Raw genomic sequence first — 23,705 nt, 5'->3', positions numbered from 1 at the left:
GTCGATCCCATGGGCAACGGCATCCGGATATTTGCGGCATTGGATGGCGAGTTGGAGCCGGTGCTGGCCTGCGGCTGGCTGCTGTCGATGAATCGGGGCGTGATCGTCACGGCCGGCCCTCCGGATCGCGGACCGGGCGCCGGACTGTGTGCACGCGGCTTCATGGATCTTCATGTCCTCAGGCAGGACCTCGGCAGCGACGCGCTGTTGCGGGCCGCCGCTCTCCGGACACGCCGCCTTGCGGCCCTGTTCCCCGGTGAGGGAGCGCTCGACCTGAGCCACGATCCGCCGCTCGGGAGGTTCGATCTGCTGGTTGTCGGCAGGCCGCGTCCCGGCAAGCCGTCCTGTTGGAGCGCCGATGCGCGGCGGTTCGGCGCGGTTCTGGTGGCGCCGCGCGAGACACCGTCCCGCCTGGGCCGGAGCATCGCCATCCTGGCGGACGGGCCGCCACGCGCGCTGAAAACCTTTGGCATCGTCCGGCGGCTCTTTCCGGCCATCGCGTCGATTCACCTGATCCTCGACGAGCGCACCGGTCCGGCTCGGACGGACGAGTGGCTGCGGTGGCTGGACTGCCGGTGTCCGGTCCGGCATTCGACGGTGCGGCCGACCGCCGATGCGCGGAGCGCCGCCAGCCTCGCCGCCGGAGACGACCTTCTGGTGGTGGAGCGTCCGGTCCGCTTGTGGGGTAAGATCGCCTTCGAGTGGCGGCTGGCCGCTCTGCTCGATCATACGCCTGGAGCCGTGCTGTTCGCTCTTTGAACGCGAAGCGTCACTCCAACCGCTCACCCAGCTTCATCCGCATCAGCGCCAGTTCCGGGGCATTGCGGGCCTCCATCTTTTCCAGCACGCGGGCGCGGTGGGTTTCGACCGTGCGGATGCCGATGGCGAGGCGGCTGGCGATGGTCTTGTTGGGCAGGCCCTGGGCGACCATCTCCATCACCTCCAATTCGCGCGGGCTGAGCAGGGCGAGGCGGCGGCGGATGTCGCCGACCTCCGCATCGGCGCTGCGCGCGGCGAGGTCGCGCGCGAACGCCTCCTGCACCCGCTCGATCAGCAGATCCTCGTCGAACGGCTTTTGCAGGAAATCCACCGCCCCGGCCCGGAAGGCGCGCACCGCGGCGGTGACGTCGCCATGGCCGGTGATGACGATCACCGGCAGGGTCAGCCCGCGCCGGATCATCTCCTGCTGCAAATCCAGCCCGTCCATGCCCGGCATGCGGATGTCGAGAATGGCGCAACCCGGCTGGTCGGGGGACGCCGTCTCCAGGAATTCGGCAGCCGACGCGCAGCAGCGTACGGTCAGGCCGGCCAGATCGAGATGGAGTGCCAGGGCATCGCGAACGGCCTCGTCGTCGTCCACCACGAAAGCCACCGGTGTGGCTCCGGCGGCGGGCGTCTCGGTCGTCATGCGGGCTCTCCGTCTTTGCCCGCGCCATGGGCGGGAATGGTGAACTGGAACACGGTACCGCCAATGGAGCCGCCATACGCTCCGCTTCTTGCGGTCAGGGTGCCGCCATGGTTCTCGACGATGGTGCGGACGATGGACAGCCCAAGCCCCATGCCGGTCGGCTTGGTGGTGACGAAGGGGGCGAACAGGTTGCGCTCCACCACCTCGGCAAGGCCGGGTCCGGTGTCGCGCACGCCGATGGCGACGAAGCCGGGCTGCGCAGCGGGGGAGGCGAAGATCACGATGCGGCGCCGGGCCGGATAGGCCTGGGTGGACGGCCCGCCGTCCGGACCATCGCCCATCGCTTCCGCGGCATTGCGGACGAGGTTGAGAATCGCCTGCTGCAATTGGACCGCGTCGCCGCCGATGGCGGGGAGGGCAGGGTCGACCTCCGCGACGATCTCCACCGCATGGCGGCTGGCCAGCGGGCCGGCCAGCGTCAGGCAGTCGGCGATCAGCGTGGCGACCGGCAGCGGGGTGCGGTCGCTGGCGCCCTTGCGAACGAAATCACGCAGGCTGCGGATGACCCGGTCCGCCCGCTCCGCCTGGGTGACGGTCTTGTCGAGGATCTCGGTCAGGCGGGGAGAGGCCCCTTCGATCCGCGCCACCTTGCGGGCGGCGCGGGCATAGCCCATGGTCGCCGCCAGCGGCTGGTTCAACTCATGGGCCAGTGCCGCCGTCATCTCGCCCGCCTCGATCAGGCGGGAGGCGTGGGCGAGGTCGGACTGCCGCACCCGCAGCCGATCCTCCGCCCGCCGGCGCTCGCTGACCACGGCGCCCAGCAACAGGATGGTGACGGCCAGAGTCAGCATCAACAGCTGGAAATGAGCCATGCGGTCGGTGTCGACGCCGGTCGCCTGGATGGCCGCGATCAGCCCGGCCTGCGTGGCGACCGAGGCGACCACAGCGCCGGCCAGCCCATGCCGCACGGCGATTCCGATGGCGGGCAGGAACAGCAGATAGAAATGCTCGTATTGCGAGGAAGCCAGCGGGCCGAAATCGAGCCAAAGGGTGAAGCCGATCAGCGTCCCCTGCGCCAGCGTCTCCGCCGCCCCGCTCCAGGACCAGCGCAGGGCCGGCATCCGCCGGCCGATCAGCACCAGCGGTGTCAGAACGGCGATGCCGATGACTTCGCCCGTCCAATAGCGCAGCAGCACCTCCGGAAAGTTCGTCCACTCGAACAGCCCGGCAGCGGTGTGGATGGCGATGAAGCACAGGCCGATGCCCAGCACCGCCGCGGCGCTGCCGCCCAGCAGCAGGACGATGTCGCGCAGCCGGGACAGCCCCGGATCGATCGCGCGGCCCAGCAGCCATCCTGCGATCCCATAGCCCGCGGCGACGACGCCGTTGGCCAGGAACGGGGCCCACAGCGTCATGGGCATGAGCGTTATGGGCAGATCACGGACGACGAGGTCGGCGGCGGTCAGCGCCAGCCAGACCAGGGGCACGGCGCGGACGCCGAACAGCACCGACACCCCCATCATCAGCCCGGCCGGCGGGTTCCACGGCGTGATGTTGATGGACGAGACCGCATGGATGAAGCTGATCCAATCCAGGAACAGGTGGGCGGCCAGATAGGCCGGAACGAGCATCCATTTGCGGCGGGCAATCTGCGACATGGGGCGATGGTAACGCCAACCCGCTCCGACTGCATCAGGCGAAATCGCCGGCCCCGTATTACTACGGACAGCCTGCGGCATCGGGCGCGGTCCCTTCGGGTCCGTATTTCCCGGCATGGACAGACTGCCGCCGACTTCCGATCATTGAGTTGTTTCCTGCGGAGCGATTTCCGCCAGGCAACGGACCGCACCGGAACAAAAGGACCGGAGACCCCAAGCAACCGGAACCGTCACGATGGCAAGCCTCAAGCGCATTCTGCTGGCAACCGACTTGGAACCGAAATCGGACCGCGCCCTGGAGCGCGCCGTTCAGCTCGCCCAGCGGTTCGATGCGGAACTGACGGCGCTGCATGTCGTCGACGGCAACGGCGGCCGCTATGGCTGCCTGCCGCTGCACCATGTTGAAGGGGAGTTGCAGCGCCACATCCTGGCCGCGAGCGGCGGGGCCGGCATCCGGGCACAGGCGGTCGCGGTGCGCGGCGACGCGGTGGAACACCGGGTCGCCGGCTATGCCGGCCTGTGGCGTCCCGACCTTCTCGTGGTGGGCCTGCACCAGCGCGACCGGGTGGCGGACCTGTTCCTGGCCTCCACCGTCGAGCGCATCGCGATTGCCGATGGAACGCCGATGCTGATCGTGCGCGACAAGCCGCTCCAGCCCTATCTGCGGGCGCTGGTGCCGGTCGATTTTTCCGAACGGTCGCGCTCATCGGTGGAATCGGCGCGCATGCTGATGGAGGAGGGATGCATCCACCTGCTGCATGTCGCCGACCTGCCGGACGCGTCGGCACTGGACAAGGCACAGGTCGAGCACGATTTCCGGACCGTGCTCGGCTCCCGGGTGGAAGGGCCGCCGGTTGGGCCGCCGGGTGGGATGGAGGTGGAGACGATCCTGTTGACCGGCTCTCCCGGACAGCGGATCGTCGGTCTGGCCCGGCAGGGGCGGTACGATCTGGTTGCAATGGGCTCGGCCCGGCGCAGCGGCGTTGCCCGTGCCCTGCTGGGCAGCACGGCGTCCGAGGTGATCGACGCCCTGCCCTGCGACGTGCTGATCGGTGGCGTGGATATGGGTGCGGGCTCCGGCTGGTCCCCGGCGCCCGCACCCACACATTGCCCCTGATGGGCCTGAATGGAGAACCGGATGACCATCACTGACCATTTTTCCGTGTCCAGCGTGATCCTCGATGCCGCGCCCGGCAACAAGGCGGCGCTGCTCGACCAGTTGGCGGCGGAGGCTGCCAGCCGCAGCGGGCGTCCGGCGCCCGAGATCCTGGAGGCCTTGCAGGCGCGGGAGAAGATCGGCTCCACCGCGCTCGGCAGGGGTGTTGCGCTCCCCCACACGGAGCTTGCCGATCTGGCGGCCCCGGTCGTCCTGTTTGCCCGTCTCCAGCGCGCGGTCGATTTCGATGCGCGCGACGACGAGCCGGTCGATCTCGTCTTCCTCGCGCTCTGGCCGGCATCGAACCGCAAGGGACTACTGGCGGCCATGGCGGAAATCTGCGGGGCGCTGCGCGATCCGCAGTCGCTGCGCCGTCTGCGCGGTGCCAAGACCGCCGACGACGCGGCCCAGATCGTCATTCAGGCCGTTGCCCAGGATGAGGACGACCGGGATTGCGACGACGGAACGCCTGGCTTCTGACTCCATCCATCGCCGCCGCTCCAGTGTGCCTCCAGTCTGCCGCCAGTCTGCCGTAGGATTTCATGCCCGACGCACTCCCGCTCCTGATCGCCATCGCCTTGCCCTTCGCCGGCGCGGTTGCCGCCGGACTGCTGCCCACCCATGCGCGCAACGCCGCGGCGTGGCTGGCCGGCGGCGTGGCACTGCTTGGGCTGGCGATGGTGTGGGCGGCCTACCCGACGGTTTCGGCCGGCGGCGTGCTCCGCTTCACCGCCGGATGGATGCCGTCGCTGGGCCTCGACTTCTCCCTGCGGATGGACGGCTTCGCCTGGCTTTTCGCCGGGCTGGTGTTCGGGGTCGGCGTGCTGGTGGTGGTCTACGCCCGCTATTACATGGCGGCCGAGGATCCGGTGCCGCGGTTCTTCGCCTTCCTGCTCGCCTTCATGGGATCGATGACGGGGGTGGTGCTGTCGGGCAACCTGATCCAGCTCGCCTTCTTCTGGGAACTGACCAGCCTCTTCTCCTTCCTGCTGATCGGCTACTGGCATCACACCGCCGCGGCGCGCGACGGCGCGCGCATGGCGCTGACGGTCACGGCGACCGGCGGCCTCTGCCTGTTCGCGGGCGTGCTGATCCTCGGCCACATCGTCGGCAGCTATGAACTCGATGCCGTGCTGGCGGCCGGCGACCTCATCCGCGCCCATCCGCTCTACCTGCCGGCCCTGGTGCTGATCCTGCTCGGCGCCCTGACCAAGAGCGCGCAGTTCCCCTTCCATTTCTGGCTGCCGCACGCCATGGCGGCGCCGACCCCGGTGTCGGCCTACCTGCATTCGGCGACGCTGGTGAAGGCGGGCATCTTCCTGATGGCGAGGCTGTGGCCGGTTCTGGCGGGGACCGAGGCGTGGTTCTGGATCGTTGGCTCCGCCGGCCTCGCCACCCTGCTGCTCGGCGCCTATGTCGCCATCTTCCAGCATGACCTGAAGGGACTGCTGGCCTATTCGACGATCAGCCATCTCGGCCTGATCACCCTGCTGCTCGGCCTGAACAGCGAACTGGCGATGGTGGCGGCGATCTTCCACGTCATCAACCACGCGACCTTCAAGGCCTCGCTGTTCATGGCCGCCGGCATCATCGACCACGAGACGGGAACGCGCGACATCCGGCGGCTGTCGGGGCTGAACCGCTTCATGCCCTTCACCGCCCGCCTCGCCCTGATCGCCGCCGGCGCGATGGCGGGCGTACCGCTGCTGAACGGCTTCCTGTCCAAGGAGATGTTCTTCGCCGAGGCGCTGTCCGCCAAGGACCCGCTGCCGGTCTTCTTCGACGTGCTGCCGGTCGCGGCGATGGTAGCCAGCGCCTTCAGCGTCGCCTATTCGCTGCGCTTCATCCACGGCACCTTCTTCGGGCCGGACCCGGTCGACCTGCCGCACAAGCCGCACGAGCCGCCGGCCTGGATGCGCTTCCCGGTCGAGGTGCTGGTGCTGGCCTGCATCGTCATCGGCATCCTGCCGGCGGCTACCGTCGGCCCCTATCTCGACATGGCCGCCCGCGCCGCCCTGGGTGCTGCGACGCCGGAATACAGCCTCGCGGTCTGGCATGGCTTCAACCTGCCGCTGGTGATGAGCATGGCCGCCTTCGCCGCCGGGCTGATCCTCTACCGGCTGCTGCAAAGCCATCTCGCCAAGGGGATCGAGGGGCCGCCGCTGATCCGCAGCCTGGAAGGGCGGCGCATGTTCGAGCGGACGATGGTCTTCCTGTCCTGGCGGCTGGCCCGCACCGCCGAGGGCGTGCTCGGCACCCGCCGCCTGCAGCCGCAGCTGCGGCTGGTGGTGGTCGCCGCGGTGCTTGCCGCCGGCTGGACCGTGTGGACCCGCGGGGTGGGGCCGGGCAATCTGGTGCCGTCGGGCATCGACCCGGTGCTGGCGCTGATCTGGCTGCTGGGGGCCGCCTGCGCCCTGGGTGCGGCCTGGCAGGCGAAGTTCCACCGGCTGGCGGCGCTGATCCTGCTCGGCGGCACCGGGCTGGTCGTCTGCGTCACCTTCGTCTGGTTCTCGGCCCCCGACCTCGCTTTGACCCAGCTGCTGGTGGAGGTGGTCACCACCATCCTGCTCCTGTTGGGCCTGCGCTGGCTGCCCAAGCGGATGGACATCCCCGGCAGCCGCGGGTCGGAGGCGGTCACGCTGACCCGCCGCCTGCGCGACCTCGGCATCGCCACCGCCGCCGGGGCCGGCATGGCCGGGCTGGCCTTCGGGGTGATGACGCGCTTCCCTCCCGAACTGCTGGCCCGCCATTTCCTGGAGCTGGCCTACAGCGAGGGCGGCGGCACCAACGTCGTCAACGTCATCCTCGTCGATTTCCGCGGCTTCGACACCATGGGCGAGATCGCCGTCCTGGGGGTGGTGGCGATGACCGCCTACGCGCTGCTGCGCCGCTTCCGCCCGGCGTCGGACAGCGTCGACGTTCCCGAGCAGCAGCGCGACCAGAGCGCCTTCGACGCCTCGCGGCCCGACCGCAAGGACGGCGACACCGTGGCCGACTGGCTGTTCATCCCGTCGCTGATCGCCCGGCTGCTGTTCCCGGTGATCCTGCTGGTGGCGCTGTTCCTGCTGCTGCGCGGCCATGACCTGCCGGGCGGCGGTTTTGCCGCCGGCCTGACCGTCGCCATCGCCATGATCCTGCAATACATGTTCGGCGGCACCCAGTGGGTCGAGGCGCGGCTGCGCGTGCTGCCGATGCGCTGGATGGGCATCGGCCTGCTGCTGGCCGCCGGCACCGGGCTCGGCGCCTGGATGTTCGACCGGCCGTTCCTGACCAGCTACTTCGCCTATTCGCAGATTCCGGTGCTGGGCAAGGTCCCGGTGGCGAGCGCCCTGCTGTTCGACATCGGCGTCTTCGCCCTGGTTGTCGGCGCCACCATCCTGATCCTGATCGCGCTGGCCCGCCAATCGCTGCGCGGCCACCGCGCCGCCGCCCCCCGTCCGCCGGAGGTTCCGGCGGTGCCCGAACCGGCTGCCACCGCCGTGGGACAGACTGCCGTGGGAGACGACTGATGGAACTGATCCTTTCGCTCGGCATCGGCGTGCTGACCGGCTCCGGCGTGTGGCTGCTGCTGCGGCCCCGCACCTTCCAGGTGATCGTCGGCCTGTCGCTGCTCTCCTATGCCGTCAACCTCTTCATCTTCTCCACCGGCGGCCTGCGCACGGGCGCTGCGCCGATCCTGGAGGGCGGCCGGGCCGGAACGCTCGCCATGCATGCCGACCCGGTGCCGCAGGCGCTGGTGCTGACCGCCATCGTCATCGGCTTCGCCACCACCGCCCTGTTCCTCGTCGTGCTGCTCGCCGCCCGCGGCCTGACCGGCACCGACCATGTCGACGGAAAGGAGAGCGGCCGGTGAGCGGCTGGATGGACCATCTGACGATTGCCCCCATCGTCGTACCCCTGCTGGCGGGGGCGGTGATGATGCTGATCGACGAGCGGCAGCGCACGCTGAAGGCGGTGATCGGCATGGCGTCGGCGTTGACGCTGCTGGGCCTGGCGATCCTGGCCCTGACCGTCGCCGATTCGGGGACCGGCGTCGTCCGCGTCTACCGCCTGGGCGACTGGCCGGCGAGTTTCGGCATCGTGCTGGTGCTGGACCGCTTCGCCGCCCTGATGCTGGTGCTGACCGGGATTCTGGGAGTCGCCGCCCTGACCTTCTCGCTGCCGCGCTGGCAGAAGGCGGGGGCGCATTTCCACCCGCTGTTCCAGTTCCAGCTGATGGGGCTGAACGGCGCCTTCCTGACCGGCGACCTGTTCAACCTGTTCGTCTTCTTCGAGATCATGCTGGCAGCCTCCTACGGCCTTGCCCTGCATGGCTCCGGGCTGGCGCGGGTGCGGGCGGGGCTGCATTACGTCGCGATCAACCTGTCGGCGTCGCTGCTGTTCCTGATCGGCGTCAGCATGATTTACGGCATTTCCGGCACCCTCAACATGGCAGACCTCGCCGGCCGCGTCGCCAGCCTGGCCTCCGAGGACCGCGGGCTGCTGGAAGCCGGTGCGGCGATCCTGGGGCTCGCCTTCCTGATCAAGGCGGGGATGTGGCCGCTGGGCTTCTGGCTGCCCAACACCTATTCCACCCTGGGCTCGGCGTCGGCCGCCATAGTCTCGATCCTCAGCAAGGTCGGCATCTATGCCGTGCTGCGGCTGTGGCTGCTGGTGTTCGGCGAGGGGGCAGGGGCGTCCAGCGGCTTCGGCGGCACGGTCCTGCTGATCGGCGGCTTGCTGACCATCGGCTTCGGCTGCATCGCCGTGCTGGCGACGCAGAACATGGCGCGGCTTGCCGGTGCCACCGTGCTGGTGTCGTCCGGCACCCTGCTGGCCGCCATCGGCGCCGGCCAGATGGCGGTCACCGGCGGGGTCCTGTTCTATCTGACCAGTTCCGTGATGGCGGTCGCCGGCTTCTTCCTGCTGATCGAACTGGTGGAGCGCGGCCGGGGCGTCGGCGCCGACGTGCTGGCGGTGACCCGCGAGGCCTTCGGCGAGGGCGACGACGAGGATGCCGACGACGGCGCGGGTGGCGGCGGCGCTGGCGTCCCCATTCCGGCGACGATGGCGATCCTCGGCATCGGCTTCATGTCCAGCGCGCTTTTGCTGGCCGGCCTGCCGCCGCTGTCGGGATTCCTCGCCAAGTTCGCCATCCTCTCGCCGCTGCTGGCGGCCGGGCCGGTGGTTCCCGTCACCACATGGATCCTGCTGGCGGCGCTGGTGCTGTCGGGACTGGCGACGGTGGTGGCGATGACCCGGGTGGGCATCGATGCCTTCTGGGCCTCGCCGGCCGCCGAGGTGCCGCGGGTGCGGGTGTCCGAGATTGCGCCCGTCCTGCTGCTGCTCGCCCTCAATCTGGCGCTGACCATCCAGGCCGGACCGGCCATGCGCTACATGGAGGACACCGCGCGCGCGCTCCATGCTCCGCAGAACTACAACGGTGCCGTGCTGTCCGGTATTCCGACGGCAGGCCCGACGGCCGGAGGTGCCCGATGAGACGGCTGATGAGGCGGTTGCTGCCCTATCCCATGATGACGGCGACGCTGCTGGGGGTGTGGCTGCTGCTGAACGAGAGCGTGGCCCCGGGCACCATCATTCTGGGCGGCGTACTCTCGGTGGCGACGGCCGCGACGCTGTGCGTGCTCGACCTGCCGGGCGGACGCTTCCGCCGTCCGCAGGCCGCGCTGTCGCTGCTGGGTGTCGTGCTGGTCGATATCCTGCGCTCCAACTGGGCGGTCGCCAAGATCATCCTGCGGCCGGGCGGCGGCGGCCGGGTGTCCGGCTTCCTGCGCATCCCACTCGACCTTAGGGCACCCTACGGGCTGGCGACGCTCGCCTGCATCGTCACCGCCACCCCCGGCACGGTGTGGGTCGCCTATGACCGGCGGCGGAACACCATCCTCCTGCACATCCTCGATCTGGTGGACGAGCAGGAGTGGATCGACACCATCAAGGGCCGCTACGAGACACGGTTGATGGAGCTGTTCGAATGATCCTGACCCTGCTGATGGGAACGATCTTCCTCACCCAGATCATGCTGGTGGTCGCCATGGCCTTTGCGACCTTCCGGGTGCTGCGGGGACCGCGGGCACAGGACCGGGTGCTGGGGCTGGACACCCTCTACGTCACGGCGACCATGCTGCTGCTGACCTTCGGCATCCGCAACGGCAGCATCCTCTATTTCGAGGCGGCTCTGATCATCGCCCTGCTCGGCTTCGTGTCGACGGCGGCACTGGCGAAATTCCTGATGCGCGGCGAGGTCATCGAATGAACAACCATCTGGCCGATCTCCCCGCCTGGGCCGCCATTCCCGCCGCGCTGCTGCTGCTCGCCGGCGCCGTGTTGACCCTGATCGGAACCGTCGGGCTGCTGCGCTTCGGCAGCTTCTACCAGCGGGTCCACGCGCCGACGCTGGGCTCGACCCTGGGCATCGGCTGCATCCTTCTGGCCTCGATGCTGGTCTTTTCCGTCCTGGAATCCAGGGCGATCCTGCACGAGGTGCTGATCACCGCCCTGATGGTGGTCACCACCCCGATCACTTTGATGCTGCTGGCCCGCGCCGCCCTCTACCGCGACCGCAGCGAGGGAAGCGATGAGGTGCCGCCGCCGCCCTCGGGCCAGGACGCGCGCGCTTCCGGCACACCGCAGTCCCAGTCGGGTCCGGATGGCGGGCAGGCTGTGTGAGGCGGCCTGCGGGGACTGCATCGCACTGATCAGGTTTGCAGTTCTGCGCCGCAGCCGTTCAGTGCGGCGAGGACGGCCTCTGCGGTTTGCCGGCTGTGGGCGGCCAGGAGGCTGCCGGCCACCGCTGCGTCGCGCTGCCGGAATGCGGCCATGACTCCCTCATGTTCGTTCAGCGAGTCTCGCCAGCGCTCCTCATCGTAATTGGCCAGCGACCGTGCCCGGAGAATCTTGGAAGCGAAACCGGCATAGGTGGCGTCCAGGGACGGGTTGCGCGCCATCGCGACGATCCGGGCGTGGATTTGCCGGTTGGTCAGGAAATAGGCCAGCCGGTCGCCGGCATCGAACTGGGCGTGAAGCTGGTCGTGGAGCCGGTCGAGTTCGGCGAATTCCTCGACCGTGCCCCGCCGGCAGGCAAGGTCGCCCGCAAGCGCCTCCAGCGCCTCCATCACCTCGAAAACGGCGGCGATCTCCCTCGGGTCGATCGGCGTCACCACGGCGCCACGGTGCGGGCGAAGCTCCACCAGCCCCTCAGCCGCCAGGACGCGCAACGCCTCCCGCAAAGGCGTTCGGGAGACCCCGAGCTGTTCGCACAGCTGGACCTCCGGCACGCGGCTGCCCGGCCGCAATTCGCCGGACAGGATCATCGCCCGCAGCTCCGCGACGGCGCCGTGATGCAGCGTTTCCCGGCGGATCGGCCCGGCGGAGGGCTTGACGGTTTTCACGGTGTCCATGGTCGATCCGGCGATGCCCTTGGTGCTGAATGATTGTGCATGTATGCGCAAACGATGCCATGCGCATAAAAATAAGGCAAGAGAGTCGCGGAGCGCTTCTGGTTTACAAAAAATCATATATCATTGATATTAATAGATAAATCTGAAATCGCCATATTGTATACAATCTGGCACGATGCTTGCGACTGATGGGATATCGCAATCGCATCAGGGAATTCTGCCCATGTCGCTTCGATCCTTCACGCTTGGCGCTGTCACCGGCGTGGTCCTCGCCCTGTCCGCGGCGGCTACGACCGCCCAGGCCGCCGACATCGACGCGGTGAAGCTGGGCTTCGCCAAATGCGCCCATTGCCTGCCGATGGCGCTGACGCCCGATCTGGCGAAGGGCGTGAAGATCGAGGCCATCAACTTCAATTCCGGCAACGACGTGCTGACGGCTTTGGTGTCCAAGAGCATCGACGTGGCGCAGGTCACCTACCTCCACTACATCACCGCCCTCGACAAGGGGTTCGACGTGGTGGCGATCTCCGGCCAAGTGAATGGCGGATCGGAGATCCTGACCGCCAAGGGGATCGAGCTGAAGCCGGACGACTGGGCCGGGCTGAAGGCGCTGATCGCCGACCGCAAGGCGAAGGGCGAGCCGCTGCGCGTCGCCGCTTCGCGCGGGAATGCGCAGGACATCCACATGCGCGGCGCCTTCCTGAAGAACGGGATCGACGCCAACAAGGACGTGCAGTTTGTCAACATCCCGAACCCGTCCGACCATGCCGCCGCCCTCCAGCGTGGCGAGGTCGACGTGATCTGCACGGTGGAGCCCTTCGCCTCGCAGATCCGCAGCAGCGGGACCGGCCGGCACTTCACGCTCCCCTACGACCAGGCCGCCGGCAACCTGACCAACCTGATCGTCACCCGCTCCGACGTGATCAAGGAGCATCCCAAGGCGGTCGAGGCCACCGTCGCGTCCGTCGTGGCGCTGGTCGACAAGCTGAAGGCGGACCGGGGTGCCTGGGTCGACACCATCAACAAATACACCGGCATGGACAAGACCGTCGCCGCGGAGGCGCTGAAGAACGCCTCGCCCGACTATGCCATGCACAAGGACAGCACGCTCGCCATCGCCGCGATGATGCGCGACCTGAAATACATCAGCCACGACGTCTCCGCCGCGGCCGAGAAGAACCTCGACTACAGCTTCCTGGAAACCGTCACGGCCAAGCCGAAGACCGAGCTGGGCTTCTGATCGGCGGCCGGTTGCATCCGGCCAGGTGTTTCATGGGACAGGAGTCCGGTTCATGACGGCGATAGGAAAAATCTGGGAGCGGTTCGCCTGGGAAAGGGCGGTCGTTCCCCTCGTCATCCTCGTGGCCTGGGAGGCCGTGTCGCGGTCCGGCCTTCTGCCCGCGGCGCTGCTGCCGCCGCCGACGGTGGTCCTGCATGCCTGGGGCGACTGGGTCTTCGGCTTCGACGAGACCGCACAGGCCAACAGCGGGCGCTGGTTCGCCGATGCGCTGTCCAGCGCCATGCGGGTTGCCGCCGGCTATGCCATCGCGGCGGCCAGCGGCATCCTGCTGGGCATCGCCATCGGCTGGTGGCGCTGGGTCGAGCGGACGGTGGAGCCGACGATCCAGATGCTGCGCCCGGTTCCACCGGTGTCGTGGATTCCGGTGGCGATCATCTGGTTCGGCATTGCCAACAAGCCGGCCATCTTCCTGGTCTTCCTCGGCGCCTTCTTCCCCATCCTGATGAACACCATCCACGGGGTGAAGACGGCCGACCGCAACCTGATCCGCGCCGCCGCGATGATGGGCGCCACCGAACAGCAGCTTCTGCGCCATGTGGTGTTCCCGGCGGCCCTGCCCAGCATCTTCGCCGGCCTGCGCATCGGCATCGGCGCCGCCTGGATGCTGACCGTCACCGCCGAGATGGTCGCGGTCAAGAGCGGGCTCGGGTATGTGCTGTGGGACAGTTACTATTTCCTGCGCTACGACCTCGTGCTCGCCGCCATGGCCAGCATCGGCCTGCTCGGCTACGCGACCGACGGCCTCATCAAGCTCCTGATGTCCGTGGCGCTGCACTGGCAGCACGGATCCACCCTGCAAAGCCGGGAGGGCTGACGCCATGGCCTCCATCGAGATGAAGAACATCACCAAGATCTTCCGCGATGCCAAGCGCAAGCGCGACCTGCTGGCCATCGACGACGTCAGCCTGTCGGTGGAACCCAACCAGTTCCTGTGCCTGCTGGGCTCGTCGGGCTGCGGCAAGTCCACGCTGCTCAACATGATCGCCGGCTTCGAGAAGCCGACCGGCGGCAGCGTGACGGTCGGCGGCAAGCCGGTGGACGGCCCGGGCGCCGACCGCGGCATGGTCTTCCAGCAGGCCAACCTGATGCCCTGGCTGCCGGTGTGGGAGAATGTCGCCTTCCACCTGCGGCTGAAGGGCTGGCGCAAGGCCGACCGCCGGGCCGCGGCGCAGGAATACATCGACATGGTGGGCTTGCGCGGTTTCGAGAACCATTTCCCGGCCGAACTGTCGGGCGGCATGAGCCAGCGCGTCGGCATTGCCCGCGCCCTGCTGCTGAACCCGCAGGTCATCCTGATGGACGAGCCGTTCGCGGCGCTGGATGCCCAGACCAAAATGGACATGCAGGAGGAACTGGTCGCCATTTGGCAGAAGCAGCGTTGCACCATCGTCTTCGTCACACACAGCGTCGATGAGGCGCTGGTGCTGGGCACCCAGGTCGCCGTCCTTACCAGCCGGCCTGGACGGGTGCGCGAACTGATCGACCTCGACCTGCCGCGCCCGCGCGACATCACCAGCCAGCAGTTCAACGACCACAAGCGCCACATCCTGAACCTGATCCGCGAGGAAGGGATGCAGCAGCGTAAGGAAACAAAGCCGGACTCCGTAGCGGCGAGCCGACAGGGTGCTGCGGCATGACCACGGCCCAACACCCCTTGGACCTGCTGCTGACCGGCGTCACCGCCATTACCGGCGATCCGGCGCTGGGCATCGTCGAAGATGCCGCCATCGGCATCCGCGACGGCCGGATCGCCCATCTGGCTCCGGTCTCCGCCGGGCTGCCGACGGCGGAGCGCACGCTGCACCGTCCCGGCCGGCTGGTGACGCCGGGCTTTGTCAACGCCCACCTGCATGCAGTGCTGGTCATGGTCCGCGGCGTTGCCGCCGATCTCGGCTTCGCCCCGTCCTACACCCCCGGCGTTCCCAAGGGCACCGACGCGACGCCGGAGGAGGCGCGGGCGCTCGCCCGGCTCGGCGTGGCGGAGGCGCTGCTGTCCGGCTCCACCCTGGTCTGCGACCATTTCGTCCATGCCGAGGCGACGCTGGAGGCGGTGGCCGAGCTGGGGCTGCGGGTCCATGCCGGCTGGCGGGTGCACGACGTGGATTTCGCCCGCGTGCCGCAGGGGGAATGGCGCTTCGATGCCGGCATCGGCGAGGATCTGCTGCGCCGGACGCTCGACCTGCACGACCGCTGGCACGGGGCGTTGGACGGGCGCATCGCGGTGCAGATGGCGGCCCATGCGCCGGACACCTGTTCCCCCGGCTTCCTGCGGACGCTGGCCGCCGAGGCATCGGCCCGCGGGATGCGCGTGAACACCCATCTGGCGCAGAGCCGGGTCGAGGTGGAGCGCGTCCGTGCCTCCACCGGCCTCTCTCCCGCGGCCCTGCTGGAGGAGACCGGGATGCTGAACGACCGGTTTCTCGCCACCCACTGCCTCTATGTCGATGACGACGACATCGCACAGCTGGCCCGTGCCGGTGCTCATGCGGTGCATGTGCCCAAATGCAACGCCGCTTCGGGCAGGCTGGCGCCGACCCCGGCCCTGAAGGCGGCGGGGGTCAATCTGGCGCTGTGCACCGACACCCAGCATGGCGACATGGTGGAGACGATGCGCTGGGCGCTCGCCACCGGCCGCATCGGCCAGGGCGGCGTCACCGCCGACTGGCAGCCGGCCGACGTCTTCCGGATGGCGACGCTGGGCGGGGCGGAGGCGGTCGGCATGGCTGACAGCATCGGCACGCTCACCGTCGGCAAATGCGCCGATCTGGTGGTGTTCGACAGCCGTCGTCCGCATCTGCGACCGCAGACCAACCCGCTCGGCACGCTGGTCCACACCGGCCAGGGCCGCGACGTGGAGATGGTGATGGTGGACGGCGAAATCCTGGTCGAGGACGGCCGCCTGCTGCGCGCCGATCTGGAGCGGATCTGCATCGAAGCCGACGAGGCCGCCCGCGCGCTGTGGGCGCGGGCCTGACCCCGACAAACCCCGAAAACAAGAAACGCCTGAAGCGATAAGGACCGAACATGAGCACGCCCGATCTGACCAAGCGCGTCCTTCTGGGGATGCTGACCCCGTCGTCCAACACGGTCCTTGAGCCGGTGACCTCCGCCATGCTGAGCGGCCTGCCGGAGGTGTCGGCCCATTTCGGCCGTTTCACCGTCAAGGAGATCTCGCTGCGCGCCGCAGCGCTCGACCAGTTCACCGATGCGCCCTTCCTCGACGCCGCCCGGCTGCTGGCCGACGCCAAGCTGAACGTGATCGGCTGGAACGGCACCTCGGCGGGCTGGCTCGGCTTCGATGCCGACGACCGGCTGTGCAGCACCATCGCGGCCGAGACCGGCATCCCGGCCTGCACCTCCATGCTGGCGCTGAACGAGATTCTGGAAACGACCGGGCGCAAGCGCTTCGCCATCGTCAGCCCCTATCTCGACGAAATCCAGGAGCGGATGGTCGCCAACTACAACGCTGCCGGCTTCGAGGTGGTGGCGGAGCGGCATCTGAACGACCGCGGCAACTTCTCCTTCTCCGAAATCACCGAGGAGCGGATCGAGCGCATGTGCGCCGAGGTGGCGGAGGCGAAGCCCGACGCCATCGCCATCATCTGCACCAACATGCGCGGCGCCCCGGTGGCGGAGCGGGTGGAGAAGGCGCTGGGCATCCCCGTCTACGACACCGTGTCCACCGTGGTGTGGAAGGCGCTGCGCATGACCGGCGTCGACACCCGCCGGGTCGAGGGCTGGGGCAGCCTGTTCCGGGAATTGCACGGCTGAATGCATAATCCGGGGGAGGGGAGCATGGAATTCGATCTGGTCATCCGCAACGGCACGGTCGCCACCGCGTCCGATGTGTTCAAGGCCGATGTCGGCGTGCGCGGCGGCACCATCGCGGCGCTGGGCGCCGGCCTCGCTCCCGGAGCCGAGGAGATCGACGCCGCCGGGCTGCTGGTCCTGCCCGGCGGTGTCGACGGGCATGTCCATTTCGACCAGCCGACCGGCGACGGGTCGGTGATGGCCGACGATTTCCTGACCGGCACCCGCTCCGCCGCCTTCGGCGGCACCACCACGGTGCTGCCCTTCGCCTGCCAGGAAAAGGGACGGTCGCTGCGCGAGGCGGTGGACGATTATCACCGGCGGGCCGCCGGCAAGCCGGTCATCGACTATGCCTTCCACCTGATCGTCACCGATCCGACCGAGCAGGTGCTGGCTCAGGAACTGCCGGCGCTGATCCGCGAGGGCTATACGTCCTTCAAGATCTACATGACCTATGACGCGCTGAAGCTGAACGACCGCCAGGTCCTGGAGGTTCTGGACATCGCCCGCAGCGAGGGCGCCATGGTGATGATGCATGCGGAGAACGCCGACTGCATCGCCTGGCTGACCGAGAAGCTGGAGCGCGCCGGGCAGACCGCACCCTTCTTCCACGGCGTCTCCCGCCCGCGCGTGGCGGAGCGCGAGGCCACCCACCGGGCCATCTCGCTCGCCGAACTGGTCGATGTGCCGATCCTGATCGTGCATGTCTCGGGTGCCGACGCGGTGGAGCAGATCCGCTGGGCCCAGGGGCGCGGCCTGCGGATCTATGCCGAGACCTGTCCGCAATATCTGTTCCTGACCGGTGACGATCTGGGCGGGGAGGGGTTCGAGGGGGCGAAGTGCATCTGCTCTCCGCCGCCGCGCGATGCCGCCAATCAGGCCGTCATCTGGGATGGGCTGACCGGCGGGACCTTTCAGGTCTTTTCGTCGGACCATGCGCCGTTCCATTTCGACGGACCGGGCGGCAAGAAGGTCCATGGCGAACAGGCGCCCTTCCGTTGCGTGCCCAACGGCATTCCAGGGGTGGAGACGCGGCTGCCGCTGCTGTTCTCCGCAGGCGTGATGACCGGGCGGATGGAGCTGACCAAGTTCGTGGAGCTGACCGCCACCAATCCTGCCCGCATGTATGGGCTGCATCCGCGCAAGGGCACCATCGCGGTGGGGGCCGACGCCGACATCGCCTTGTGGGATCCGAACCGCCGGGTCACGGTCACGAACGCCATGCTGCACCACAATGTGGACTACACCCCCTATGAGGGGATGGAGGTCACCGGCTGGCCGGTGGCGACGATCTCGCGCGGGGCGGTGGTGTGCCGCGACGGCGCGCTTCTGGCCGAGCCTGGCCGCGGCCTGTTCCTGCCCTGTGGTCTGCCGGCGCCCGCCCGTCCCAAGAGCGCCCCGGCGCCGGTCCTGCCGTTTTGATTTACTCCCTCTCCCCCCTGGGGAGAGGGGCGGGATGAAGGGGATGCACGGGATGGATTCCCGGTAAAGGGCCGCCGCGAAACCCCCTCACCCTAACCCTCTCCCCGGGGGGAGAGGGGATTTCTGGGCGATGCGCAGGCTGCGGCCACCACCTCGCCGGTACGGCCGACATGGTGCATGAACAGGCGCTGGGCGGTCTCGCCGTCGCGGGCCTCCATCGCCGCCAGGATCTCGCGGTGCTCCAGCACCGATTCCTTCCAGCGGCCCTGGGCGCCCAGCGCGAAATAGCGCGCCCGCGCCAGCCGGCCGAGCAGTCGGTCATGCGCGTCCACCAGAGCCGGATTCTTGGCGCCCGACACGATCAGCCGGTGGATCTTCTGGTTGATGGAGAAATACTCCTCCAGCGCGCCGGCTCCCTGCAAAGCCTCGATCCTGTCCTGGAAGCCGCGCAGGCGGCGCAGGTCGGCGGCGGTCATCCGTTCGGCGGCGAGCTTCGCCGCGAAGCTCTCGATGCAGCCTTCGGCCTCGAACAAATGGATCAGCTCGTCGGCGTCGAGCGGAGCGACGATGGCGTTGCGGTTGGGGCGCAGCATCACCAGCCCGTCGGCCGCCAGCAGCTTCAGCGCCTCGCGCAAGGGGGTGCGGGAGATGCCGAGCTTTTCGCTCAGTTCCGGCTCGATCAGCCGAGCCGAAGGTGGCAGTTCGCCGTAGATGATCATGGAGCGCAGGCGCTCCACCGCCATTTCTGCCAGTGGCGGCGGCGGCACCATCCGGCGCCGCCGGGGGGCGGCTTCGGGAGCGGTGCCGGAAACGTCGCCCGGAGCGTTGTTGTCCATGGTCATCCGGCCAGTCCTCGCCCGCCACCGGCGAGCAGATTTTCGATGAAGGCGGCGAAGCGCAGCACCCGCCGGTCCTGCCCGCGCTGGGCGACGATTTGCAACCCGACCGGCAGACCGGCACGACCGGTGCCGCAGGGCAGGCTGAGGGCGGGAACCTTGGCGTGGTTGAACAACGGGGTGAAGACGGCATGCGCGCGTGGCGGCACCGCCTGTCCGCCAATGGTCTCCGGACCCAGCCGGTCGAGCGGCCATGCGACGCAGGGCGTCGTCGGCCCGACCAGCAGGTCCGTGTCGGTGAAGAAGGCGGCAAGCGCGCGTGCGACCTTGACGCCAAGCAACTGCGCCGCTGCGACCTCCGGTCCCGTCAGGGTCAGTCCCCGCTCGATCTGCACGGCGATGTCGGGATCGAATTGGGCAGGATCGCGTCGGAAGGCGTCGCCGTAGAGGGCGGCCAGCCCGGCATGCTGCAAGGGCATCAGCGCCGTTTCCGTCACCCCCGCCGGCCAGATCGGATCGCGCCGGACGACGCGGACTCCCGCCCGTTCGAGCACCTCCATCGCATGTTCGACCGCCTGCCGCACATCCTCGTCGATCGGGGCGTCCAGGCCGAGGCGGGGGCTGTAGGCGACGGTCAGGCTACTGGGTGACCGGCTGTCCGCCGGAGCGACGGCGATGGACTCAGGATCGCGCGGATCGGGGCCGCTGAGCGCCTCGAACATCAGCGTCGCGTCGGCGACGTCGGCGGTGATGGGAGCCATCACGGCAATGCCGGTGAAGGGCTCGGCGAAGCCCGGTCCGTAGGGGATGGCGCCGAAGGACGGCTTGAACCCGACCGCGCCGACATGGGCGGGCGGACGGCGGCTCGAACCGCCGGCATCGGTGCCGAGTGCCAGAGGCACCAGCCCCGCCGCCACCGCCACGGCCGGTCCGCCGCTCGACCCGCCAGGGGTCAGGCTCGGGTCCTGCGGGTGGCGCGTCGGTCCGAACAGCGGGTTGGTGGTGACGCCCTTGCAGGCGAATTCGGAGCTGTTGGTCATGCCGACGATGACGGCACCGGCGGCGCGCAACCGTTCCACCGCGATTGCGTCGGCCGGAGCGCGGAAGTCGGCGAACAGGCGCGATCCCTGGGTGACGCGCCGGCCGGCGACCCAGATGGTGTCCTTGACCGCGACCGGAACCCCGGCCAGCAGCGGCGTTTCCCCGGCAGCCAGCCTGCGGTCGACCGCATCCGCTTCGGCCAGCGCGTCGGCCTCGTCGACGGAGACGAAGGCATTCAGCGCCGGATTGCCGGCGGCGATGCGGGCCAACGCCGCTTCCGTTGCGGCACGGGCGCTGCTGCGTCCGGTGCGCACGGCTTCGGCAATGGCGGTGGCGCGTGGGGTGGCAGCGCCTAGGGGATTGGTCATCGCTTGTCCTTCAGAAGGCTGAGGCCGGCAAGCGCCGCCAGCAGGCCGACGGCGATGTAGCCGGTGGCGAGGTCGCTGACCGCGGCGGCGGCGACCAGCAGGATCGGTCCGGCGATCAGCCCGGCGAAACCGCCGACCATCACCGCCCCCGTCGCCTCGCCGATGCGGCCGGCGGGGGCCAGCCGCGCGACCTCGGCCACGAACACGCCGTTCCAGCCGCTGGCGGTCAGTCCGAACAGGAAGGTCGCAAAGGTCAGCACCGGGAAGGGCAGCGCGGCGCCGGCCCATCCCACCAGGATCGACGCCGCGGCCATGCCCAGCCCCAGCAGCCCGACCAGCCGGCGTGGCGCCATCCAGCGCGACGCCACCACACCCCAGCTGAGCCGTCCCACCAGCCCGCCCGCCTGCCCGGCGGCCAGTGCCACCCCGGCCGACACATGCTCCAGCCCCAGCTCGGTCACTGCGAAGACCACGAAAAAGCCGTTCAGCGTCAGTTGGCTCGCAGAATAGGGGAAGGCCGCCAGCGCCATCCGCCGCAGCGCCGGGTCGCCGCGCAGCAGTTGCACTGCCGTACCCAGTCCGAAGCTGGAGGCGGCATTGCGGGTCAATGGGTCATAGACGGGCCGCAGTCGCTCGAAGACCGGAATGCAGGCCAGCGCCAGCATGGCGATGACCGCGTAGCCGGCGCGGGGATCCAGGGCGACGGCCAGGAGCGGCAGTGCCAGCGATCCGGCGATGGCGCCGATCTGGTTGCCGGTCTGGCGGACGGAAAACACCATCGGCCGGTCGGCTTCCCGGACCAGCCGGCCGAGGATCGCGGCGCTGGCCGGCGTTTCGGGGCCGCAGGCAAGGCCGATGGCTATTCCTGCTGCCAGCAGCCCGGCGGCGCTCCCACCCGTCATCGCGCAGAGCATGGCGGCGGCGACCGCCACCGCGCAGAGGCTGGCGATCCGGAACGGCCCGAGACGCCCGGCCAGCACGCCGCCATACAGCGACGCTGCCATCCCGACCGCGAAGCCGGTGGTGGTGAACAGGCCCAGCCCCGCCGGGTCGATCCCCAATCGCGGTGCCAGCACCCCCGGCGCGAACAGGGCCAGCGCGACCAAAGCCTGCAAACCGGTCATGCCGACCAGTGCCGGCAGGAGCGGGGGGAGCAGCGGCGCTGGCGTTGCCGCCGCCGTCTCGGCTACCATTTCGGCGAACCGAGGACGGAGGCAGCATGGTTGGCGGAATTTCGATCCATGGCGTGGATGTGGCGCGCGGCGTCGCCGCCCAGGGCATGCGGGTAGAGCTTCACGCACTGATGCCGGAACGCCGGCTGCTGGCGGCGGGCGAGCTTGGCGCCAACGGGCAGCTCGACCACCCGACCGTGCGCGGCGACGGCATCGAGGCCGGCCCGCACGAGGTGCTGTTCCATGTTGGCGACTGGCTGCGGGCGGCGGGCTATGCCGAGGAGCAGGCCCGCTTCCTCGACATCGTTCCGTTCCGCTTCGTCGTCACCGACCTCGACCGCCATCTGCATCTGCCCTTCAAGTTCACCCCCTACGGGGTTTCCCTCTTTCTCGGTGTGTGACGGGGGTCAGGTCAACCTTTTGGAGAGACCGGCGACACGTTCCATCACCAGCATCAGGCCGATGGTGACGACGATCAGCACGCCCGACAGCGCCGCGACGGTGACATCCAGCCGGCCTTCCAAATCCTGCCACATGCGGATCGGCAGCATGTCGGTGGCGGCGTCGCGCAGGAACAGCGAGACGGGGACATTGTCGAAGGACGCCATGAAGGCGATGAAGCCGCCCGCCATGATGCCGGGCCGGATCAACGGCAGGGTGACGCGGCGGAAGCCGTACCAGCGCCCCGCCCCCAGACTGGAGGATGCCTCCAGCAGCGACGGGTTCATCTGGGCGAGCGACGCCACCGTGTTGCGCACGACGAAGGGCACCGAGACGACCGTGTGGCCGATGATGAGCGTCAGCGGCGAGACCGGCACCCCGATCATCGAGAAGAACATCAGCGACGACAGGCCGAAGGCCAGGGCCGGCAGCACCAGCGGCGACAGGAACAGGCTGTCCAGCACCTTCGCCGTCAGCGTCGGCGAGCGGGCGATGCCGAGCGAGGCGGAAACCCCCAGCAGGATCGACAGGCCGGTCGCCCAGGCCGCCACCGTCAGGCTGTTCATCATGGCGAACTGGAGCTGCCAGGCGTTCCACAGCTCGGCGTACCAGCGCAGCGAATAGCCGGGCGGCGGGAATTTCAGGGAATAGCCGCTGGTGAAGGACACCCAGATCACCACCACCGTCGGGGCGACCAGAAGGACCAGCGCCATCAGCGCGATGCCGGTCATGACGATGCGGAAGCTGAGCGCGTCGAAATCGATGTGGCGGCTGCCGGAAACCGGTTTTGCATAGTCGGACATCGCTGCCTCCCCGGATCAGGCGTTGGCATAGCCGCGCGACAGGCGGCCGAGAGCGTTGAAGATCGACACCACGACCAGCACCGACACCAGGAAGACGATGGAGATCGCCGCGGCGAAGGGCCAGTTCTGCAGGGTCGAGGCCTGCTGGTAGATGTACATCGGCATGAACAGCATCTGGCCGCCGCCGATCAGGCTTTGCGTGATGAAGGCGGTGATCGCCGCGGCGTAGGTCAGCAGGCAGCCGGCGACGATGCCCGGCAGCGACAGCGGCAGGATCACCTTGCGGAAGGTCCGCCAGTGCCCGGCCCCCAGCACCGACGAGGCGTCGGCGAAATTCGGGTCGATGCGGCTCAAAGCCGTGATGATCGGCAGCACCATCAGCGGCATCTGCACCTGCGCCAGCGCCACGACCACCCCGCCCTCGGTGTAGAGCAGCTTCAGCGGCGTGTCGATCAGCCCGATCCAGGACAGCGTGGCGTTGACGATGCCCTGGCGGCCCAGGATCACCACCCAGGCGAAGGTGCGCACCACCACGCTGGTCAGCAGCGGCAGCAGCACCAGCAGCATGATCAGCCCCCTGGCCCAGCCGGGGGAGCGCTGGTGCAGCCATGCCACCGGATAGCCCAGCAGCAGGGTCAGCACCGTCACCTTCACCCCCAGCCACAGGGTGGAACCCAGAACCCCCAGGCTGAAGCTGTCGCCCAGGAAATTGACATATTGGGTCAGCCCGTAATGGCCGCCCTGCGGGTCGGTCTGGAAACTCAGCGCCAGCAGGATCACCAGCGGCGTGACGAAGAACAGGACGAAGCCCGCCGCCAGCGGAGCCGCGAGCTTCAGGTCGTAGGTGGTGACGTCGCGCAACGTCGCGGCCATGGGGCGCCTCCTCCGGCTGG

General features: G+C 68.9%; 24 protein-coding genes. 16 read left to right on the top strand and 8 right to left on the bottom strand.

Annotation, left to right across the window (positions count from 1 at the left end; all coding sequences use genetic code 11):
• Positions 1 to 9 precede the first annotated feature (9 nt).
• Positions 10 to 759 (top strand): hypothetical protein, encoded by a 750-nt coding sequence (locus TSH64_RS10625; protein ID WP_109096709.1) that lies wholly within the window; start codon positions 10 to 12, stop codon positions 757 to 759.
• A gap of 10 nt (positions 760 to 769) precedes the next feature.
• Here TSH64_RS10625 and TSH64_RS10620 read toward each other — a convergent pair whose 3' ends face one another.
• Together TSH64_RS10620 and TSH64_RS10615 are read right to left on the bottom strand one after the other, a co-directional pair.
• Positions 770 to 1,408, bottom strand: coding sequence for a response regulator (locus TSH64_RS10620; RefSeq protein WP_109096708.1), 639 nt, complete (start codon positions 1,406 to 1,408; stop codon positions 770 to 772).
• Positions 1,405 to 3,066 (bottom strand): ATP-binding protein, encoded by a 1,662-nt coding sequence (locus TSH64_RS10615; protein WP_247872859.1) that lies wholly within the window; start codon positions 3,064 to 3,066, stop codon positions 1,405 to 1,407. Before TSH64_RS10615 ends, TSH64_RS10620 begins: the two co-directional genes overlap by 4 nt.
• Before the next feature lie 235 nt (positions 3,067 to 3,301).
• Here TSH64_RS10615 and TSH64_RS10610 point away from each other — a divergent pair, with 235 nt between their 5' ends.
• From TSH64_RS10610 to mnhG, 8 genes are all read left to right on the top strand, one after another.
• Entirely contained in the window at positions 3,302 to 4,183 is an 882-nt protein-coding gene (locus TSH64_RS10610) for a universal stress protein (protein ID WP_109096707.1), read from the top strand.
• Positions 4,184 to 4,204: 21 nt separating this feature from the next.
• Positions 4,205 to 4,702 carry a PTS sugar transporter subunit IIA gene (locus tag TSH64_RS10605; protein ID WP_109452495.1) on the top strand — a complete coding sequence of 166 codons (498 nt, stop codon included), beginning with the start codon at positions 4,205 to 4,207 and terminating at the stop codon, positions 4,700 to 4,702.
• A gap of 62 nt (positions 4,703 to 4,764) precedes the next feature.
• Entirely contained in the window at positions 4,765 to 7,731 is a 2,967-nt protein-coding gene (locus tag TSH64_RS10600; protein ID WP_109096706.1) for a monovalent cation/H+ antiporter subunit A, read from the top strand.
• Positions 7,731 to 8,075 carry a Na+/H+ antiporter subunit C gene (locus TSH64_RS10595; RefSeq protein WP_098738499.1) on the top strand — a complete coding sequence of 115 codons (345 nt, stop codon included), beginning with the start codon at positions 7,731 to 7,733 and terminating at the stop codon, positions 8,073 to 8,075. Before TSH64_RS10600 ends, TSH64_RS10595 begins: the two co-directional genes overlap by 1 nt.
• Positions 8,072 to 9,700, top strand: coding sequence for a monovalent cation/H+ antiporter subunit D (locus TSH64_RS10590; protein ID WP_247872858.1), 1,629 nt, complete (start codon positions 8,072 to 8,074; stop codon positions 9,698 to 9,700). The genes TSH64_RS10595 and TSH64_RS10590 overlap by 4 nt, the downstream gene beginning before the upstream one ends.
• Positions 9,697 to 10,197 carry a Na+/H+ antiporter subunit E gene (locus TSH64_RS10585; protein WP_247872857.1) on the top strand — a complete coding sequence of 167 codons (501 nt, stop codon included), beginning with the start codon at positions 9,697 to 9,699 and terminating at the stop codon, positions 10,195 to 10,197. Before TSH64_RS10590 ends, TSH64_RS10585 begins: the two co-directional genes overlap by 4 nt.
• A complete protein-coding gene (locus tag TSH64_RS10580; RefSeq protein WP_174469222.1) occupies positions 10,194 to 10,475 on the top strand; it encodes a K+/H+ antiporter subunit F in 282 nt (93 codons plus the stop codon). Before TSH64_RS10585 ends, TSH64_RS10580 begins: the two co-directional genes overlap by 4 nt.
• Entirely contained in the window at positions 10,472 to 10,888 is a 417-nt protein-coding gene (gene mnhG, locus TSH64_RS10575; RefSeq protein WP_109096703.1) for a monovalent cation/H(+) antiporter subunit G, read from the top strand. Before TSH64_RS10580 ends, mnhG begins: the two co-directional genes overlap by 4 nt.
• 29 nt (positions 10,889 to 10,917) lie before the next feature.
• On the opposite strand, the gene TSH64_RS10570 is transcribed toward mnhG, so the two are convergent.
• Entirely contained in the window at positions 10,918 to 11,619 is a 702-nt protein-coding gene (locus tag TSH64_RS10570) for a GntR family transcriptional regulator (RefSeq protein WP_109096702.1), read from the bottom strand.
• A 223-nt stretch (positions 11,620 to 11,842) separates the two neighbouring features.
• On the opposite strand from TSH64_RS10570, the gene TSH64_RS10565 reads away from it, so the two are divergent.
• From TSH64_RS10565 to hydA, 6 genes are read left to right on the top strand one after another with little or no spacing between them, the layout of a single operon-like run.
• Positions 11,843 to 12,859 (top strand): ABC transporter substrate-binding protein, encoded by a 1,017-nt coding sequence (locus tag TSH64_RS10565; RefSeq protein ID WP_109096701.1) that lies wholly within the window; start codon positions 11,843 to 11,845, stop codon positions 12,857 to 12,859.
• A gap of 52 nt (positions 12,860 to 12,911) precedes the next feature.
• Positions 12,912 to 13,733, top strand: coding sequence for an ABC transporter permease (locus TSH64_RS10560; RefSeq protein WP_109047656.1), 822 nt, complete (start codon positions 12,912 to 12,914; stop codon positions 13,731 to 13,733).
• A 4-nt stretch (positions 13,734 to 13,737) separates the two neighbouring features.
• A complete protein-coding gene (locus TSH64_RS10555; protein WP_109096700.1) occupies positions 13,738 to 14,556 on the top strand; it encodes an ABC transporter ATP-binding protein in 819 nt (272 codons plus the stop codon).
• Positions 14,553 to 15,893 (top strand): amidohydrolase family protein, encoded by a 1,341-nt coding sequence (locus TSH64_RS10550; protein ID WP_109096699.1) that lies wholly within the window; start codon positions 14,553 to 14,555, stop codon positions 15,891 to 15,893. Before TSH64_RS10555 ends, TSH64_RS10550 begins: the two co-directional genes overlap by 4 nt.
• A 50-nt stretch (positions 15,894 to 15,943) precedes the next feature.
• Positions 15,944 to 16,690: an aspartate/glutamate racemase family protein gene (locus tag TSH64_RS10545; RefSeq protein WP_247872856.1), complete on the top strand. Its 747-nt coding sequence runs from the start codon at positions 15,944 to 15,946 to the stop codon at positions 16,688 to 16,690.
• Positions 16,691 to 16,714: 24 nt separating this feature from the next.
• Complete coding sequence (gene hydA, locus TSH64_RS10540; protein WP_109096698.1) at positions 16,715 to 18,151, top strand: dihydropyrimidinase; 1,437 nt, start codon at positions 16,715 to 16,717, stop codon at positions 18,149 to 18,151.
• 92 nt (positions 18,152 to 18,243) lie between these two features.
• On the opposite strand, the gene TSH64_RS10535 is transcribed toward hydA, so the two are convergent.
• The 3 genes from TSH64_RS10535 to TSH64_RS10525 are packed head-to-tail and all read right to left on the bottom strand — an operon-like array spanning position 18,244 to position 21,589.
• Positions 18,244 to 18,993: a GntR family transcriptional regulator gene (locus TSH64_RS10535; protein ID WP_109096697.1), complete on the bottom strand. Its 750-nt coding sequence runs from the start codon at positions 18,991 to 18,993 to the stop codon at positions 18,244 to 18,246.
• Entirely contained in the window at positions 18,990 to 20,396 is a 1,407-nt protein-coding gene (locus TSH64_RS10530) for an amidase (RefSeq protein WP_109096696.1), read from the bottom strand. Before TSH64_RS10530 ends, TSH64_RS10535 begins: the two co-directional genes overlap by 4 nt.
• The gene (locus TSH64_RS10525) at positions 20,393 to 21,589 is read right to left on the bottom strand and encodes an MFS transporter (protein ID WP_109096695.1); all 1,197 of its coding nucleotides are present in this window, start codon (positions 21,587 to 21,589) and stop codon (positions 20,393 to 20,395) included. The genes TSH64_RS10530 and TSH64_RS10525 overlap by 4 nt, the downstream gene beginning before the upstream one ends.
• Before the next feature lie 26 nt (positions 21,590 to 21,615).
• On the opposite strand from TSH64_RS10525, the gene TSH64_RS10520 reads away from it, so the two are divergent.
• Entirely contained in the window at positions 21,616 to 21,969 is a 354-nt protein-coding gene (locus TSH64_RS10520; protein WP_109096694.1) for a hydroxyisourate hydrolase, read from the top strand.
• Between the two features lie 6 nt (positions 21,970 to 21,975).
• Here TSH64_RS10520 and TSH64_RS10515 read toward each other — a convergent pair whose 3' ends face one another.
• Together TSH64_RS10515 and TSH64_RS10510 are read right to left on the bottom strand one after the other, a co-directional pair.
• Entirely contained in the window at positions 21,976 to 22,812 is an 837-nt protein-coding gene (locus TSH64_RS10515) for an ABC transporter permease (RefSeq protein ID WP_109096693.1), read from the bottom strand.
• A 15-nt stretch (positions 22,813 to 22,827) separates the two neighbouring features.
• Positions 22,828 to 23,685, bottom strand: coding sequence for an ABC transporter permease (locus TSH64_RS10510; protein WP_109096692.1), 858 nt, complete (start codon positions 23,683 to 23,685; stop codon positions 22,828 to 22,830).
• Positions 23,686 to 23,705: the final 20 nt, after the last annotated feature.

Origin of the sequence: Azospirillum sp. TSH64, from assembly GCF_003116035.1 — a bacterium.
Lineage (GTDB): Bacteria > Pseudomonadota > Alphaproteobacteria > Azospirillales > Azospirillaceae > Azospirillum.
This window is presented reverse-complemented; position numbering and strand designations above follow the sequence as displayed.

What these genes read in the sequence shown, in the direction of transcription:
- TSH64_RS10625 (WP_109096709.1), top strand. Translation starts at nt 10, where the DNA reads ATGGGCAACGGCATCCGGATATTTGCGGCATTGGATGGCGAGTTGGAG.
- TSH64_RS10620 (WP_109096708.1), bottom strand. Translation starts at nt 1,408, where the DNA reads ATGACGACCGAGACGCCCGCCGCCGGAGCCACACCGGTGGCTTTCGTG.
- TSH64_RS10615 (WP_247872859.1), bottom strand. Translation starts at nt 3,066, where the DNA reads ATGTCGCAGATTGCCCGCCGCAAATGGATGCTCGTTCCGGCCTATCTG.
- TSH64_RS10610 (WP_109096707.1), top strand. Translation starts at nt 3,302, where the DNA reads ATGGCAAGCCTCAAGCGCATTCTGCTGGCAACCGACTTGGAACCGAAA.
- TSH64_RS10605 (WP_109452495.1), top strand. Translation starts at nt 4,205, where the DNA reads ATGACCATCACTGACCATTTTTCCGTGTCCAGCGTGATCCTCGATGCC.
- TSH64_RS10600 (WP_109096706.1), top strand. Translation starts at nt 4,765, where the DNA reads ATGCCCGACGCACTCCCGCTCCTGATCGCCATCGCCTTGCCCTTCGCC.
- TSH64_RS10595 (WP_098738499.1), top strand. Translation starts at nt 7,731, where the DNA reads ATGGAACTGATCCTTTCGCTCGGCATCGGCGTGCTGACCGGCTCCGGC.
- TSH64_RS10585 (WP_247872857.1), top strand. Translation starts at nt 9,697, where the DNA reads ATGAGACGGCTGATGAGGCGGTTGCTGCCCTATCCCATGATGACGGCG.
- TSH64_RS10580 (WP_174469222.1), top strand. Translation starts at nt 10,194, where the DNA reads ATGATCCTGACCCTGCTGATGGGAACGATCTTCCTCACCCAGATCATG.
- mnhG (WP_109096703.1), top strand. Translation starts at nt 10,472, where the DNA reads ATGAACAACCATCTGGCCGATCTCCCCGCCTGGGCCGCCATTCCCGCC.
- TSH64_RS10570 (WP_109096702.1), bottom strand. Translation starts at nt 11,619, where the DNA reads ATGGACACCGTGAAAACCGTCAAGCCCTCCGCCGGGCCGATCCGCCGG.
- TSH64_RS10565 (WP_109096701.1), top strand. Translation starts at nt 11,843, where the DNA reads ATGTCGCTTCGATCCTTCACGCTTGGCGCTGTCACCGGCGTGGTCCTC.
- TSH64_RS10560 (WP_109047656.1), top strand. Translation starts at nt 12,912, where the DNA reads ATGACGGCGATAGGAAAAATCTGGGAGCGGTTCGCCTGGGAAAGGGCG.
- TSH64_RS10555 (WP_109096700.1), top strand. Translation starts at nt 13,738, where the DNA reads ATGGCCTCCATCGAGATGAAGAACATCACCAAGATCTTCCGCGATGCC.
- TSH64_RS10550 (WP_109096699.1), top strand. Translation starts at nt 14,553, where the DNA reads ATGACCACGGCCCAACACCCCTTGGACCTGCTGCTGACCGGCGTCACC.
- TSH64_RS10545 (WP_247872856.1), top strand. Translation starts at nt 15,944, where the DNA reads ATGAGCACGCCCGATCTGACCAAGCGCGTCCTTCTGGGGATGCTGACC.
- hydA (WP_109096698.1), top strand. Translation starts at nt 16,715, where the DNA reads ATGGAATTCGATCTGGTCATCCGCAACGGCACGGTCGCCACCGCGTCC.
- TSH64_RS10535 (WP_109096697.1), bottom strand. Translation starts at nt 18,993, where the DNA reads ATGACCATGGACAACAACGCTCCGGGCGACGTTTCCGGCACCGCTCCC.
- TSH64_RS10530 (WP_109096696.1), bottom strand. Translation starts at nt 20,396, where the DNA reads ATGACCAATCCCCTAGGCGCTGCCACCCCACGCGCCACCGCCATTGCC.
- TSH64_RS10525 (WP_109096695.1), bottom strand. Translation starts at nt 21,589, where the DNA reads ATGGTAGCCGAGACGGCGGCGGCAACGCCAGCGCCGCTGCTCCCCCCG.
- TSH64_RS10520 (WP_109096694.1), top strand. Translation starts at nt 21,616, where the DNA reads ATGGTTGGCGGAATTTCGATCCATGGCGTGGATGTGGCGCGCGGCGTC.
- TSH64_RS10515 (WP_109096693.1), bottom strand. Translation starts at nt 22,812, where the DNA reads ATGTCCGACTATGCAAAACCGGTTTCCGGCAGCCGCCACATCGATTTC.
- TSH64_RS10510 (WP_109096692.1), bottom strand. Translation starts at nt 23,685, where the DNA reads ATGGCCGCGACGTTGCGCGACGTCACCACCTACGACCTGAAGCTCGCG.